Annotated in this window: 11 protein-coding genes; 4 read left to right on the top strand and 7 right to left on the bottom strand. The window is 73.2% G+C overall.

What is annotated here, in order from left to right; all coding sequences use genetic code 11:
* Positions 1-141: 141 nt before the first annotated feature.
* Positions 142-2,082 carry a vWA domain-containing protein gene (locus AB0J97_RS50955; protein WP_364104504.1) on the bottom strand — a complete coding sequence of 647 codons (1,941 nt, stop codon included), beginning with the start codon at positions 2,080-2,082 and terminating at the stop codon, positions 142-144.
* A 132-nt stretch (positions 2,083-2,214) separates the two neighbouring features.
* Complete coding sequence (locus tag AB0J97_RS50950; RefSeq protein WP_357707702.1) at positions 2,215-3,483, bottom strand: MFS transporter; 1,269 nt, start codon at positions 3,481-3,483, stop codon at positions 2,215-2,217.
* A gap of 211 nt (positions 3,484-3,694) precedes the next feature.
* On the opposite strand from AB0J97_RS50950, the gene AB0J97_RS50945 reads away from it, so the two are divergent.
* From AB0J97_RS50945 to AB0J97_RS50935, 3 genes are all read left to right on the top strand, one after another.
* A complete protein-coding gene (locus AB0J97_RS50945) occupies positions 3,695-5,074 on the top strand; it encodes a rhodanese-like domain-containing protein (RefSeq protein ID WP_364104501.1) in 1,380 nt (459 codons plus the stop codon).
* Positions 5,075-5,138: 64 nt separating this feature from the next.
* Positions 5,139-5,717, top strand: a complete 579-nt coding sequence (locus AB0J97_RS50940) for a rhodanese-like domain-containing protein (RefSeq protein ID WP_357707699.1) — start codon at positions 5,139-5,141, stop codon at positions 5,715-5,717.
* Positions 5,714-6,562, top strand: a complete 849-nt coding sequence (locus tag AB0J97_RS50935) for a sulfite exporter TauE/SafE family protein (RefSeq protein WP_364104498.1) — start codon at positions 5,714-5,716, stop codon at positions 6,560-6,562. The genes AB0J97_RS50940 and AB0J97_RS50935 overlap by 4 nt, the downstream gene beginning before the upstream one ends.
* Here AB0J97_RS50935 and pta read toward each other — a convergent pair.
* The 3 genes from pta to AB0J97_RS50920 form a co-directional block, all read right to left on the bottom strand.
* Positions 6,548-8,608 (bottom strand): phosphate acetyltransferase, encoded by a 2,061-nt coding sequence (gene pta / locus AB0J97_RS50930; protein ID WP_364104495.1) that lies wholly within the window; start codon positions 8,606-8,608, stop codon positions 6,548-6,550. The two genes, AB0J97_RS50935 and pta, sit on opposite strands and share 15 nt — an antisense overlap.
* Positions 8,609-8,690: 82 nt before the next feature.
* On the bottom strand, positions 8,691-9,218 hold the full coding sequence (locus AB0J97_RS50925; RefSeq protein ID WP_364104492.1) for a hypothetical protein: 528 nt from the start codon (positions 9,216-9,218) through the stop codon (positions 8,691-8,693).
* Positions 9,219-9,330: 112 nt separating this feature from the next.
* Positions 9,331-10,305, bottom strand: coding sequence for a nitroreductase family protein (locus tag AB0J97_RS50920; protein WP_364104489.1), 975 nt, complete (start codon positions 10,303-10,305; stop codon positions 9,331-9,333).
* 205 nt (positions 10,306-10,510) lie between these two features.
* On the opposite strand from AB0J97_RS50920, the gene AB0J97_RS50915 reads away from it, so the two are divergent.
* Positions 10,511-13,420 carry a pyridoxamine 5'-phosphate oxidase family protein gene (locus AB0J97_RS50915; RefSeq protein WP_364104486.1) on the top strand — a complete coding sequence of 970 codons (2,910 nt, stop codon included), beginning with the start codon at positions 10,511-10,513 and terminating at the stop codon, positions 13,418-13,420.
* 34 nt (positions 13,421-13,454) lie between these two features.
* Here the strand turns inward: AB0J97_RS50915 and AB0J97_RS50910 are convergent, their stop codons facing one another.
* Together AB0J97_RS50910 and AB0J97_RS50905 are read right to left on the bottom strand one after the other, a co-directional pair.
* Positions 13,455-14,579, bottom strand: coding sequence for a site-2 protease family protein (locus AB0J97_RS50910; protein ID WP_357707692.1), 1,125 nt, complete (start codon positions 14,577-14,579; stop codon positions 13,455-13,457).
* Between the two features lie 66 nt (positions 14,580-14,645).
* On the bottom strand, positions 14,646-15,213 hold a 568-nt coding region (locus AB0J97_RS50905), incomplete at its 5' end, for a universal stress protein (RefSeq protein WP_364104483.1).

The following is a 15,213-nucleotide window of genomic DNA, read 5'->3' as shown; positions in this document are numbered from 1 at the left end:
CGCCGGGTCGGCCGTGAGCATCAGCGTGCCGAGCCCGAGCGCGCTCATCGCCGCGCCGCCGATCGACAGCCCGTACGGCGAGACCCGGGCAGCTATGGCCGGCCGGTTCGCCCGCATGCCGCGGGCGGCCGGCGGAGGGCGTCACTCCCATCGTTCGCCGAGGTACGACCACGGCGGCAGGTCTCCGCAACCGAGGGCCGACTTGTGGCAGCCGTCGTGCCAGTCCGGGTGCTGTTCGCAGTGCCCCCAGTGCGACTGCTCCTCGTGGCAGACGTCGTGCCAGTCCGGGTGCTGCTCGCAGTGGCCCCAATACGGATGTGCCTTGTGGCAGTCCCCCGGGTGGGACGGGGTGGGCGTCGGTGTCGGCGTGGGCGTGGGCGTCGGAGTGACGACCGGCGTGGGGGTCGGTGTCGGGGTGGGCGTCGGAGTGACGACCGGCGTCGGAGTCGGTGTCGGAGTCGGAGTCGGTGTCGGGGTCGGTGTCGGGGTCGGGGTCGGGGTCGGGGTCGGGGTCGGGGTGGGTGGGCGGTTGTAGACGGTGCAGCTGACGGCCGCGTCGCTCGGCACCTCGACCGTGAACCCGAGCCCGCCGCTGTTGGTCACCGGCACCTCGACGCCGGTGTCGATCAGGCGGCAGACGGCGTTGCGCCCGTCCTGGGTGACCAGGGTGTGGCCGGGGTGCTGGGCTTCGGTGACGGTGACGTCGGCCGACGGGGTCTGGCTGAAGGTGAGGTCGAAGTTGACCGATCCCGTGCCGTCGTCGGTCGTCGACTCGGTGGCGGGCAGCCCGCCGATGCCCGGCGTGGTGGTCTCGGCGGTGAAGTCCCAGCCGGGGCCGGCCGGGGTGGCGCCGGTGACGTCCTCGCCGGTGTTGCCGGACGGGACGATCTGCTTGACCACCGACAGCGACCCCCGGCACTGGGCCTGGACGATCTCGCGCAGCGCCTGTCCGGCGGCGGCGTAGTCGCTGGTCTGGAAGTAGTCGGCGGCGGCCGCGTTGGAGCCGTCGAAGGCGGTGGTGCCGGAGATGGCGCGCAGGTTGAGCGCGGTCAGGCCGGTCACGCCGTTGCCGACGCCGACGGCCAGGACGCGGGTGCCCTCGGCCTTGACCGCGTTGGCGGAGAAGATCCCGGCCTCCACCTCGGCGATGCGGGTGTTGCTGCCGTCGCCGAGCAGGGTGTCGTAGTAGGTGGGGTTGCCGTCGGTGAGCACCACCAGCAGGTCGTAGCGCGGCGCGGCCTCGGCGACCGCCCACAGGCCGCGGTCCCAGTTGGTGCCGCTGCCGAGCTGCCAGTCGGCGTACTGGTTCTTGAACGCCTCGGCGCCCGCCTCGGTGGACACCGGCATGAGGTCGGGGTTGTTCGTGGTGCCGGCGCTGGGCGAGTTGCGGTCGAAGGTGAACAGCGCCATCCGGGATGGGGTGCCGGTCAGGGCGTCGGTGAAGGTGTCGGCGGCCGACTTCAGGTCGGGCAGCGCGCTGCCCACCGAGGCCGACAGGTCGAGCAGCAGCGCGACGTCGAGGCCGCAGGTCGGATCGGGCCGTGGGTTGTCCCGTGACTGCTGCCAGACGCCGGTCGAGGCGGTGGCGTCGCCGCGAGTGTTGTTGATCATGAAGTCGCGGGTGGAGGTGTACGTGGTGTCGCTCTCCAGCGCGGGGGTCTGGAAGACGTACGGCGTGGCGACGGAGTTGGACCCGCTGCCGCGGCCGGTCCGCAGCTCGGGGTTGGTGTACCAGCCGTCGGGGGCGGAGATCTGCCTGACGTAGAAGCGCGCGCCCTCGTTGGCGCCGCCCGGCGCCGTGTCGGGGACGACGAAGCTGCAGTCGCCGTCACCGTCCGACACGCACACGCCCCAGTCGCCGTCGACCGGGGTGGTGGCGTCGGGGCCGGTGAACAGGCCGAGCTCGACACCGGCCAGCGGGCCCACCGTGGTGTCGCCGGTCCGGTCGCCGCCGGTTCGCACCGTCACCACCGACGTGTCCGGCGACGGCTCGGGCACGACCAGCGGGGACGACGGGACCGCGAGCAGCCCGGCACACAACACCTTCGCCATCCTGACGGCGACTACGCGAACACTCTTCATCTTCCCCCCTGAGCAAATCAACCACTACGGACTGTAACCAGAGGGAGATCAAGGAACGCTCCCACCGTTTCCGGCGACACGGACAATGCCGACCGCACCTTGGGCCGCGCTTGACGCAGGCCGGGCGCGCCGTCAGCCCGTCGTGCGGTCGGTGATCCAGCGGGCGGCGAGCAGGCCGGAGACGGCGGTGAGGACGGCGCCGGCGACGACCGTGGCGCCGAGGCCGAGCGCGTCGGCCAGGACGCCGGCGACGAGGGCTCCGGCGGCGTAGCCGATGTCGCGCCAGAAGCGGTAGGCGCCCAGGGCGTTGGCACGCCAGGCGGGGTGGGCGTGGTCGGAGACGGAGGCGATCAGGGCGGGGTAGACCATGGCGGTCCCCAGCCCGAGGGCGACGGCGGACAGGACCCCGGCGAGCAGGGGGACGTCCAGCAGGACGAGGGCGAGCAGCAGGCCGGCGGCCTGGACGAACATGCCGGTGACGATGAGCGGTTTGCGGCCGAGGCGGTCGGCGAGGTGACCGGCCGGGATCTGGCCGATGCCCCACAGGAGCGGGTACAGCCCCTTGATCAGCCCGACGGCGGCCAGCCCCAGGCCGTGGTCGGTGAACAGCAGCGGGAAGACCCCCCAGGTGAGGCCGTCGTTGAGGTTGTTGACGAGGCCGGCCTGGCTGACGCCGCGCAGCGAGCGGTCACGCCAGGAGGTGCGGGCGAACACGGCGGCCGGCCCCGGGGTCTCACCGGCGGCCAGGGGCCGGGGATGCCGGTCGAGTTCGAGGGCCACGTGGGCGGCGGTGTCGCGGACCACCAGGGCCAGCGCCAGGCCGGCCGCGACGAAGACGACGCCGACGAGTTCGGGGACGGGACGCAGGCCGTAGCCGGTCGCGAGGTAGCCGGTGAGCAGGGCGGTGGCGCCGACGGCGGTGTACCCGGCGGCCTCGTTCAGGCCGGTGGCGAGACCGCGCCGGGCGGGCCCGACCAGGTCGATCTTCATGTTGACCGTCATCGACCAGGTCAGCCCCTGGTTGAGGCCGAGCAGGACGTTGGCGGCCACGATCCACCCCCAGGAGGGCGCCCAGGCCAGGACGAACGGGACGGGGACGCCGATCAGCCAGCCGGCCACGAGGAGCTGCTTGCGGCGGAACCGGGCCGTCAGGGCGCCGGCGGCCAGGTTGGTGAACGCCTTGGTGAGGCCGAAGGCGACGATGAAGGAGAAGACGGCGAGGTCGCTGGTCAGGCCGAAGGTGTGGGCGCCGATGAGCGGCACGGTGGTGCGTTCGAGGCCGACCAGGCCGCCGACGGCGACGTTGACGACGACCAGCAGGGAGAACTGGACGGCGTTCGCCCGGAGCCCGAGGCGTACGGGCGGGCGGCCGGTCGCGGCGGGCGCGGGATTGGTCTTCACGAGCGGAGGTCCTTCGCACCTGGAACGAGGTCGCACCGGAGGGCGGTAGAGACATTCGTCCAGGTCACCATACCCCCATAGGTATGCTGGGCGATACCCAGAGGGGTATTTGACATCCGCTTCACACACAACCTACTGTCGGGTACAAGATACCCGGGGGGGTATCGGTAGCCACCGCCCCACCGGTCGCGTTCCTCACGAAGGGATTGCCGTGTTCTTCACCCAGTACTACCTGGACTGCCTCTCGCAGGCGTCGTACATGATCGCCGACGAGGGCACCGGCCACGCGGTGGTCGTCGACCCCCGGCGGGACGTCTCCGAGTACCTGGCCGACGCCCGCGCGCACGGCTTCACCGTCGTCGGCGTCGTCAACACCCACTTCCACGCCGACTTCGTCGCCGGGCACCTGGAGATGGCCGACAGCACCGGCGCCTGGATCGGCTACGGCCGGCGCGCCGAGACCGAGTACCCGATCCGCAAGCTCGGCGAGGGCGAGCGCATCTCCCTGGGCGACGTCACCCTGGAGATCATGGAGACGCCCGGCCACACGCCGGAGTCGATCAGCGTCCTGGTCTACGAACGCGCCGGGGACCGCGTCCCGTACGGGGTGCTGACCGGCGACGCGCTGTTCATCGGGGACGTCGGCCGCCCCGACCTGCTCGCCTCCGTCGGCGTCACCCCCGAGGAGCTGGGCGCGATGTTGTACGACAGCGTGCAGAACAAGCTCATGGGCCTGGCCGACGAGGTGCGGGTCTTCCCCGCGCACGGCGCCGGCTCGGCCTGCGGCAAGAACCTCTCGACCGAGAAGCAGTCGACCATCGGCGAGCAGCGGGCCACCAACTACGCGTGCGCGCCGATGGACCGGGAGTCGTTCGTCGCGCTCGTCACCGCCGGGCAGCCGGCCGCGCCCGGCTACTTCGCCTACGACGCCGACCTCAACCGCAAGGAGCGCGCCCGCTACGACGCCTCTGCCGCCCCCAGGCCGCTGACCCTCGATGAGTTCACCGGGCTGCGGGCCGCCGGCACGGTCGTGGTGGACGCCCGCGACCCGCAGGACTTCGCCGCCGGCCACCTGCGCGGCGCGGTGAACGTGCCCGCCGACGGGCGCTTCGCCGAGCAGGCGGGGACCGTGCTCGACCCGGCCGGCGAGCTGGTCGTCATGGCGCCGCAGAACCGGGAGGAGGAGGTCGTCACCCGGCTGGCCCGGATCGGCTTCGACCGGGTCGCGGGCTACCTGCGCAACCCCGACGACGCCCTGGTCGAGCTCGCGGACGAGGTCGCCCCGGCCAGCCGCCTGACCGCCGCACAGCTGCGCGCCGCCCTCGCCGGCGACGCCCCTCCCGTCGTCGTGGACGTCCGCACCTCCGGCGAGCGCGAGGCGAACGGCTTCATCGACGCCGCCGTGCACATCCCGCTGAGCGAACTGCCCGCCCGCAGCCGCGAGCTGCCCGCCGACCGGCCCGTCGTCCTGCACTGCGCGGGCGGTCACCGCTCGTCCATCGCGGCGAGCCTGCTGCGGCACCGCGGCTTCCGGGACGTCTCCGACGTCCTGGGCGGCTACGCCGCGTGGGCCCTGTCGGCCGGCGTCTGACCCCATTTGCTGACGCACGTCCCCTCTATACCCCCCGTGGTATTCGAACCCGAAGGAAAGTCTCATGAGCACCGCCCCCACCTCCTCCCTCACCCCCGCCGTGCTGCGGCGGCTCGTCGCGGAAGGGCGGGCGCCGCGCCTGCTCGACGTGCGCACGCCCGGCGAGTTCCGTACGTCGCACATCGCGGGCTCGTACAACGTGCCGCTGAACACCCTGCGCGAGCACCGGGCCGAACTCCTGAGCCACCTCGACGAGGACGTCGTGCTCGTCTGCCGCTCCGGAGCGCGGGCCGCCCAGGCCGGGCAGGCCCTCGCCGAGGCCGGGCTGCCGAACCTGCGCGTCCTGGAGGGCGGGATCGTCGGATGGGAGACCGCCGGCGCGCCCCTTGAGCGGGGGCCCGAGCGGTGGGACATCGAGCGTCAGGTCCGGCTGGTGGCCGGTTCGATCGTGCTGACCACCGGTCTCGCCGGGATCTTCGTGCCCGGCGCGCATCTGATCGGCACCGCGATCGGCGCCGGCCTCGTGTACGCGGCCGTCAGCAACTCCTGTGCCATGGGCGTCATGCTGTCCCGGCTGCCCTACAACCGCGGGCCGCGCCCGGACATCCGCACGGTGATCGCGCAGCTGCGGAAGACCCCGTGACCGTCCTGATCGTCGCGGCGTCCCTGCTCGTCGGCGTCAGCCTCGGCGTGCTGGGCGGCGGCGGGTCGATCCTGACCGTGCCGATCCTGGTCTACCTGGCCGGTCAGGACACCAAGGAGGCGATCGCCACCTCGCTGTTCGTGGTCGGCGTCACCAGCCTGGCCGCGCTGGTCCCGCACGCGCGGGCACGACGGATCCGCTGGCGCACCGGCCTGCTCTTCGGCGCGTTCAGCATGGCCGGCGCGTACGGCGGCGGACGCCTCGCCGAGTACGTCCCCGGCACGGCGCTGCTCGTCGCCTTCGCCCTGATGATGCTGGCCACGGCGGTCGCGATGCTCCGCAGGCCCCGGCACGCCGGGAGGCAGGCGCGGCCCGCCCACGGCGAGCTGCCGCTGAAGCACATCGCGGCGGAAGGGCTCGTCGTCGGCGCCGTGACGGGGCTGGTCGGCTCCGGCGGCGGGTTCCTCGTCGTCCCGGCCCTGGCCCTGCTCGGCGGGCTGCCGATGGGCGTCGCGGTCGGCACGTCGCTGCTCGTCATCGCGATGAAGTCGTTCGCCGGGCTCGCCGGGCACCTGGCGGGCGTGGCGATCGACTGGCGGCTCGCCCTGACCGTCACGGCGGCCGCGGTGCTCGGCAGCCTGGTGGGCGGCCGGCTCGCGGGCCGCATCCCGCAGGACGCGCTGCGCACGGCGTTCGGCTGGTTCGTCGTCGTCATGGGCGTGTTCGTGCTGGTGCAGCAGGTCGACACCGCCGTCTGGAGCCATCCGGTCACGTGGGCGGGGCTCGCGGCCGTGCTGGCCGCCGCGCTCGTCGCCCGGCGGTGGCGCGCCTCAGGCACCGGGTGACAGGTCAGGAGGCGGCGGCTCGTCGCGCACCTGGGCGGCCGTGACCGCGACGGTGGTGACGATGTCGGCCACGGTGGCGCCCCTGGACAGGTCGTTGACCGGCCTGCGCAGCCCCTGAAGCACCGGCCCCACGGCGACCGCCCCCGCGCTGCGCTGGACGGCCTTGTACAGGTTGTTGCCGGTGTTCAGGTCGGGCACCACGAAGACCGTGGCGTGTCCGGCCACCTGGCTGCCGGGCATCTTGGCCCGCGCGACGGCGGGGTCCACCGCGGCGTCGTACTGGATCGGCCCCTCCACCTGGAGGTCGGGACGGCGCTCACGGACCAGCTCGGTGGCGGCGCGCACCTTGTCGACCTCCGCCCCCGCCCCCGAGGCGCCCGTCGAGTACGACAACATCGCGATCCTCGGCTCGACCCCGAACATCGCCGCGGTGCGGGCCGAGGCGATCGCGATGTCGGCGAGCTGCCCGGCGGTGGGGTCGGGGTTGACGGCGCAGTCGCCGTACACCAGGACCCGGTCGGCCAGGCACATGAAGAACACGCTGGAGACCAGCCCCAGCCGCAGGATCTCGAACGCCGGCCTGATCGTGTGCGCCGTGGTGTGCGTCGCGCCGGAGACCATGCCGTCGGCCAGGCCGGTGTGGACCATCAGCGTGCCGAAGTAGGAGACGTCGGTGACGGTGTCGCGGGCCAGCTCGACGGTCATCCCCTTGTGCGCCCTGGCCTCGGCGTAGGCGTGGGCGAACCGCTCGCGCAGCTCGGGGTCGAACGGGCTGAGCACCCTGGCCGCGTCCAGGTCGAGGCCGAGCTGGGCGGCCTGGACCCTGATGCGGGCGGCGTCGCCGAGCAGGGTGAGGTCGGCCACGTCGCGGCGCAGCAGGATGTCGGCCGCGCGCAGGATGCGCGGCTCCTCGCCCTCGGGCAGCACGATGTGCCTGCGCCGGGCGCGCGCCCGGTCCAGCAGCTCGTACTCGAACATCAACGGCGTGACGACGTCGGTCTTGGCGATGTCCAGCCGGTCCAGCAGCAGCCGGCCGTCCACGTGCTCGGCGAACAGGCGCAGCGCGATGTCGATCTTCCCGCCCGCCTCGGGCGTGAACCGCCCCTCCACGGCCGAGAGCCGGGTCGCGGTGTCGAAGGTGTCGTGACCGGTGGCGATCACCGGCAGCGGGATCGTCATGCCGCGCAGCAGCCGTTCCACGGAGGCGGGCAGGTCCGTGCCGCCGGTCAGCACCACCGCCGACAGGGACGGGAAGCCCGGCGCCTTGTGCGCGGCGATCAGGCCGGGCAGCAGCGCGGCGGCCCGATCGGACGGGATGATCACCGCCGCGCCCTCGGTGAGGCGCTCCAGGATGCCCGGCAGCGACATCGCGCCCACCATCAGCGCGCTCGCCTCCCGGCCGAGCCCGTCGCGCTCGCCGAGGAAGAACCGGCCTTCGCAGGCGTCCAGCAGGTCGGCCACCGTGGGCGCGCGCAGCGAAGGCGCCTCCGGCAGCACGAACACCGGCGTCGCGTGGCTGGGCGCGAGCGGCCCGCCGGCCGACCGGGTGACCACGACCGCGAGCTCCTGGGCGTGATGGTGGGCCAGCTCCCTGGACGACACCTCGACCGCCGCGGCGATCCGGGCGGCCGTCCGGCCCCGTCCGCTCACCACGTTGATCACGGGGGTGCCCAGGTCGGCGGCCAGACGGGCGTTGAACCCGAACTCCGTCGGCGCCCCCACGTCGGTGTAGTCGGTGCCGACCACCACGACCGCGTCGCACCGCCGGGCCAGCGCGCGGAAGCGGGCCACGACGTCCCCGGCCGCGCGTTCGACGTCGGCGTGCACCTCGTCGTAGGTGACACCCGCGCACGCCGCGTAGGGCAGGGCGAGCTGGAACCGGCTGCGGATGGTGTTGATCAGGCCGTCCTCGCGGCCGGCCCGTACCACCGGCCGGAACACGCCCACGGTCCCCACCTGCCGGGACAGCAGCTCCACCAGCCCCAGGGCGACGGTCCCCTTGTTGCTCCCCGCCTCGCCCGCGGCGACATACACAGCACGTGTCATGACACTCATTCTCGATGTCCTGGTACGTCGGAAACGCCACGGGCCCACCCCGTCGAGGGATGGGCCCGTGGCCGGAGGCCGGTCACCTGAGCCAGGCGTTGCGGCGGACGATCGGCAGGTTGCCGAGTCCGAGGGTGGTGCCGGCGCCGGTCAGGGCCAGGCCGATGAGGACGATGGCGTAGATGATGTGCTCGTCCAGGAAGGGGTTGGTGGCCAGGGGCAGTTCGGCGGCCCACATCATGGCGAGCAGGAGGGTGCCGGTGACGGCGGCGACGCGGGTTCCGACGCCCAGCACCAGGGCCGCGCCGATGCCCAGCAGGCCGGCCATGAACAGCCAGTCCACCCACGCCTGGCCGGCCAGGCCGGCGAACAGGCCGCCGAGCGCGTTCTCGCCGGTGCCCTTGAGGAAGCCGGTCGTGGGGCTGCCGCCCGCCAGCCACGCCTTGTTCGCCGGGGTGGCGAACCCCCAGCCGAACGTCTTGTCCAGGAACGCCCACAGGAAGACCCAGCCGATCGCGATCCGGGCCAGCGCCCAGACGTAGTCGACCGGGGTGCGCTCCACCTTGGCGGCGGCGACGTCCGTCACAGGGCGGTGAATGGTGGTGGCCATGGCGGGCCTTCCTTTCGGTGGGGGGTGTGTCCTTGTTCGCACTTCCATTCCACTGGTTCCGCCGGCCCGCGATCAGTGTCGTACGCCCCTCGCTCGAAGGACCTTGGTCCTCTCATTCCAGGACGTCGGACAGCGGGCGCCGGGGCGTGCCCTTGCCCTCGTGGGTGACGCCGAGCCTCATGAGCATCTGCGGGTACTCCCCCGAGAACAGCTCCAGCCGCAGGAACTCGCGCAACAGGTCCAGCTCGAGGGCCTGGGTGTGGAAGGCGGCGCTCACCCCGTGCGCCGAGGCGTGCAACAACATCCGTTGCAGCGCCTGCCCGGTGGCCAGCCACTCCTTGCGGCCGTCCTCCCGCGTCGTGATCACGGCCACCACCCCGGTGGCCGTCTCCTCCTGACCGCCCGGCGCGCCCCAGCCGTGCCGCCACGAGTAGTGACGCTGAGGGAACTCCGCCTCCGTCGGCGCCGCCTCCCGCGGATAGCTCTCGGCGGGCACGCCGTCGGCACGCGTGCTGCCCGGCGGCCTGGCCCACCCGACGATCTCCAGGCTGAACCGCTGATCGGCGGCCTGAACGCCCTGCGCCGCCCGCGTGAGCGCCGCCAGCACCTCCACCGCCTCCCCGGACCGGACGGGCGTCAGCTTCACGCCCTCACCCAGCGCCCCCGCCACCAGCGACTCCACCAGCCGGTCGGGAACCGGGACGTCGGCGAACCCCGCCCGATGCGTGTGACGGCGCTCGATCTCACCGCCCAGCGACCGCGTCTCCTCGTCGGGCTCGCACTCCTGCCCCGGCCTGATCGTCGCCAGCAGCCCCGGCCGATCGGGATCGGGAAGAACCCGCACCACCGGCTCGAAGCCCGCGCACCGCATCGCCGTACGCATCGTGAACAGCGCCGCACCACAACTGATCACCAGTTCCCGGCCGGACACGTCACCGGCCGAGAGCTTCCGGGAGGTGTCGGCCTTCAGCCCGATCTCCTCGTCGGAGACCGAGAAGACCCACGGCTGGGTGTTGTGCACGGAAGGAGCCCAACGCCCGGCCTCGACCGCCGCGTCCATGGCCTGCCTCGGCGAGCGCGCGCTCATGGTCCACCTCCAGAAGACGATGAGCACAGCGCATCACATCGGCGACCCTCAGTGAAGCAGCCCCGCCCGATCAAAGGACCAACGGCCCTGTCTTGGGGGTCGGGCAGCTGGGTAGCGTCACCGACATGGCCGCCCTTGACCTGCACCGGCTCCCAGCCGTGGTCCGCGACACCGACCGGGACGGGCGCGTCCGCGCGGGGTCGCCGTGAACCCGTGGACGCTCACGTACGAGGGCTTCGCCCCGGCCTCGGTCAGGCTGCGCGAGGCGCTGTGCACCCTCGGCAACGGCCGCTTCGCCACGCGCGGCGCCACGCCCGACGGCCGCATCCGCACGCCCGGCACCTACCACGCGGGCTGCTACGACCGGCTGGCGTCCGAGGTGGGCGGCCGGACGGTCATCAACGAGGACCTGGTCAACCTGCCCGACTGGCTGCCGCTCACCTTCGCCACGCCCGGCCAGGACTGGTTCGGCCCGGAGCTGGCCGAGCTGCTGGACTACACCCAGGAGCTCGACCTGCGCCACGGGGTGCTGCTGCGGGAGCTGCGCTGGCGGGACGGGCAGGGCCGGGTCACCCGGGTGCGGCAACGCCGCCTGGTCTCCATGGCCGACCCCGCCCTGGCCGCCCTGGAGACGACCTTCACGGCGGAGAACTGGTCGGGGCCGCTGCGCGTCCGCGCCGGGCTGGACGGGCGGGTCGCCAACGACGGCGTCGAACGCTACCGCGACCTGCGCGGCGACCACCTGACGGAACACGCCACGGGCCGCCACGACGAGCTGACCTGGCTGACCGCGACGACCCGCTCCTCCCGCGTCACCGTCGCGCTCGCCGCCCGCGCCGACGGCCCCGCCCCCGGCTCGGGCTCCGTCTCCGTGGCGCCCGACCACGTCGCCGTCGAGTACGTGCTTGCGGCCGTCGAGGGCGTGCCGGTGACGTTCACGAAGGTCGTCGCCCTGCTGACCTCGCGCGACCCCGCCGTGCACGACCCGCTGTCGGCCGCCCTGCGGCGCGCGGGGACTGCGCCGGGCTTCGCCGAGCTGCTGGCGGCGCACGCCGCGGCCTGGGAGCGGCTGTGGGAACGGGCCGAGCTGAACGTGGACGGGCCGGAGCTGTCGCAGATCGTCCACCTGCACATCTTCCACCTGCTCCAGACCCTGTCCCCGCACACGGCCGACCTCGACGCCGGGGTGCCCGCGCGGGGCCTGCACGGCGAGGCGTACCGGGGGCACGTGTTCTGGGACGAGCTGTTCGTCCTGCCCTGGCTCAACCTGCGCTTTCCCGAGATCTCCCGCGGCCTGCTGCGCTACCGGTGGCGCCGCCTGCCCGAGGCCCGCGCGGCGGCCCGGTCGGCCGGGTACGACGGCGCGATGTTCCCCTGGCAGAGCGGCAGCGACGGCAGCGAGGAGACCCAGACCTTCCACCTCAATCCCGACTCCGGACGCTGGCTGCCGGACGTCTCCCACCTCCAGCGCCACGTCGGCCTCGCCGTCGCCTACAACGTGTGGCAGTACCGCCTGGCCACCGGCTCCCTGCCGTCGTGGTGCGCCGACCTGATGATCGCCATCGCACGGTTCTTCGCCTCGCTGGCCGTGCTCGACCCCGGCTCCGGCCGGTACGAGATCCGCGGCGTCATGGGCCCCGACGAGTACCACACCGCCTACCCCGGCGCCGCCGGACCCGGCCTGGCCAACAACGCCTACACCAACGTCATGACCGTGTGGCTGCTGCGGCACGCCCTCCAGTTGGGCGCTGTGGACGGGCCGGAGGCGGCGCGGTGGGAGGACATCACCCGCCGCATGCGGGTCGACTTCCACGAGGGCGTCATCAGCCAGTTCACCGGTTACGCCGAGCTGGCCGAGCTCGACTGGCAGCGGTACGGGGGCGTGCGCCGCCTCGACCGCGCGCTCGAAGCGGACGGCGACGACGTCAACCGCTACAAGGCGTCCAAGCAGGCCGACACGCTGATGTTGTTCTACCTGCTCGACGCCGGCGAACTGCTGGCGATCCTGGACCGGCTCGGCTACCCGGCCGACCCCGGCCTGATCCCGCGCACGATCGAGTACTACCTCGACCGCACCAGCCACGGCTCCACCCTCAGCGCCGTCGTGCACGCCTGGGTGCTGTCGCGCTGCGACCGGGCGCGCTCCTGGCAGTTCTTCGCCGAGGCGCTGGTCGGCGACGTGCACGACGTCCAGGGCGGCACCACGGCGGAGGGCATCCACCTGGGCGCCATGGCCGGGACCGTGGACATGCTGCAACGCTGTTACCTGGGCCTGGAGCCGAGGCCCGAGGGCCTGCTGCTCAACCCGCTGGTGCCCGTACGGCTGGGCACGCTGTCGCTGCCGGTCCTGTTCCGCGGGCGCCGGATCACCGTCGAGGCCGACCACGGCGGCACGCGGGTGGATGGCGTCCCCGTGCCGGGCGGCGTCGGCCTCGTCCTCACGGAGAAGGAGATGATCATGACGAACAGTGGTGACTTCGGACGCAGGGTGACCCACCACCGCGACCGGCTCGGTCTCACGATCGACCAGCTCGCCGAGCGGGCCGACATGTCCCCGGGCTATGTCACGTACCTGGAGGGCCATCTCGGCGTCCCCGACAGGAACACGGTGACCCGCCTGGCCACGGCCCTGGAGACGACCCCGCAGGACCTGCTCGGCGGTGGCCGTGACCGTCCGCCGGGCCCCGGCGCCGGGCCGGAGGAGCCGGTCATGGACGTCCTCGACCCCGAGGAGTGCCTGCGCCTGGTCGCGCCGGGCGGCATCGGGCGGATCGCGTTCAACGGCTCCCACGGGCCCACGGTGCTGCCCGTCAACTACCGGCTGCACGAGGGCGCCGTGCTGTTCCGGACCGCCCGCGGCGGCCCCATGGACCAGGACCTGCGCACCGGCCTGGAGGGCGTGGACATCATGATCGGCTTCCAGGTGGACCGGATCGACGAGGTGCGCAAGGAGGGCTGGAGCGTCCTGATCCAGGGCCCGGCCCACCACGTGCCCGAGGACGAGGTCGCCAAGCTGGCCGAGGCGGGCGTCACGCCCTGGGCGGGCGGGGAGCGCCATCTGTTCATCCGGATCGTCCCGCACCAGGTCACGGGCCGCCGCGTGCACGGCCTGTAGCGACGGCCTGTAGCGACGGCCTGTAGCGACGGCGTCAGACGGTCGCGGCGGGCCGCAGCAGCGCCTGTTGCAGCGTCCTGCCGAGGTCCGCGTCCGTGATCATGCCGGTGACGAGGCCGTCCTCGACGACCACGGCACGCAGGCCGCCCGTCCGCGAAGGGCGCTCCAGCAGGGCGGTGGCGTCGTCGTCCGGCGACAGGACGCGTGGCGGCGTCTGGGTCGCGACCAGCGCCTCCACCCTGGTCTCGCCCCTGCGTTCGGCGGGCACGGCGAGCAGGGACTCCAGCGACACCGCGCCGAGCGGGGCCCCGTCGAACCCCACGACGGGGAAGACGGACTGGTGGGAGCCGAGCACCACCGCGTCGACCAGCCCCTGCACGGTCAGCCAGGCGGGCGCCAGGTCCGGCGTGGCCGTCATGACGTCCCGTACCGACACTCCGCCGAGGCCGCGCCGGGCCGCCCTGCTCATGATCTCGCCGCGGGCGGCTCCCGCGATGTACCAGCCGGTAATCACCAGCCACATCCCGCCCAGCGGGCTCCACACCCAGATCACCGCGAACCCGGCGAAGGTCAGGGTGAGACCGATGCCGTAACCGGCCCTCGCGGCGCCGACGTCGGCGCGGTGGCGATCCCCGTATCGGCTCCACAACAGCCCGTGCAGCACCCGCCCGCCGTCGAGCGGGCTGCCCGGCAGCAGGTTGAACACGCCCAGGATCAGGTTCATCATGGCGAGCCAGGCCGCGGCGGCCCTGGGCACGCCCGGCGGCAGCACCGCCGCGGCGGCGTAGGCCAGGCCGCCGAGGAGCAGGCTCGCGACGGGGCCCGCGGCCGCCGTCGCCACCTCGCTCGCGGGCGTCCTCGCCTCCTCGCGGAACTCCGTGACGCCTCCCAGCGCCCAGAGCGTGACGCACTCCACCTCCATGCCGCACCGCTTGGCCGTCAGCGCGTGCGCCAGTTCGTGCGCGAGCAGCGACGCCATGAGCAGCAGCCCGATGACGACCCCGGCCACCCAGTACGCCGCCCTTCCCGCACCCGGGGCGGCGGCGGCCAGGACTCCGGAGCCCAGGGCCACCACCACGAGCGCGACGATGCCCAACGCGGACCAGTGAGCGCCGACGGGGATTCCCGCCACCCGTCCGAAGCGCAGGGTTTGCCTCATACTTCCAGCTTGCACGCTTCTCCACCCTTCTGACCAGCGACGTTCCAACCGCCTCCCGCACGCCCCTCAGGTACGGACCACCGCGACGGGACAGCGGGCACGGTGCAGCACTCCCCTGCTGACCGACCCGAGGAGCAGCGACCCGAACGTGCCCCGCCCATGTGAGCCGACCACGACCAGGTCGCACGGGACGCCGGTGAGCGCCTCGACCGGATGCGCGCTCTGGACGTCCTCGATCACGTTCACGTCGGGACATCTCTCCCTCCAACCGGCGGTCCGGCCGCGGACCGTCTCGTGCTGGGCGGCCCGGACCTCGTCCAGGTCGTAGGCGATCTCGGGGGCGAAGGCGTGCACGGGCAGTTGCCAGGCGTGGACCAGGCGCAGCGTGGCGCCGCGCAGCCTGGCCTGCTCGAAGGCGTAGCCGATCGCCGGTTCGCAGGTGCCGGAGCCGTCGACGCCGACCGCGATCTCACCGACCGGCTCCCGCGCCTCGGCGCGCACCACCACGACCGGGCAGGCGACGTGCCCGGCCACGTGCACGGTCACCGACCCGAGCAGGGCTCCGGCGAACCCGCCCAGCCCCCGGTTGCCGATGACCAGCTCGTCGGCCTGCCGCGCCTGCTCCTGGAGCACG

It is taken from the genome of Nonomuraea sp. NPDC049607, from assembly GCF_040675375.1.
Classification (GTDB): Bacteria; Actinomycetota; Actinomycetes; order Streptosporangiales; family Streptosporangiaceae; genus Nonomuraea.
Note: the sequence above shows the minus strand (reverse complement) of the source record. Positions and strands in the feature narration are given on the sequence as shown.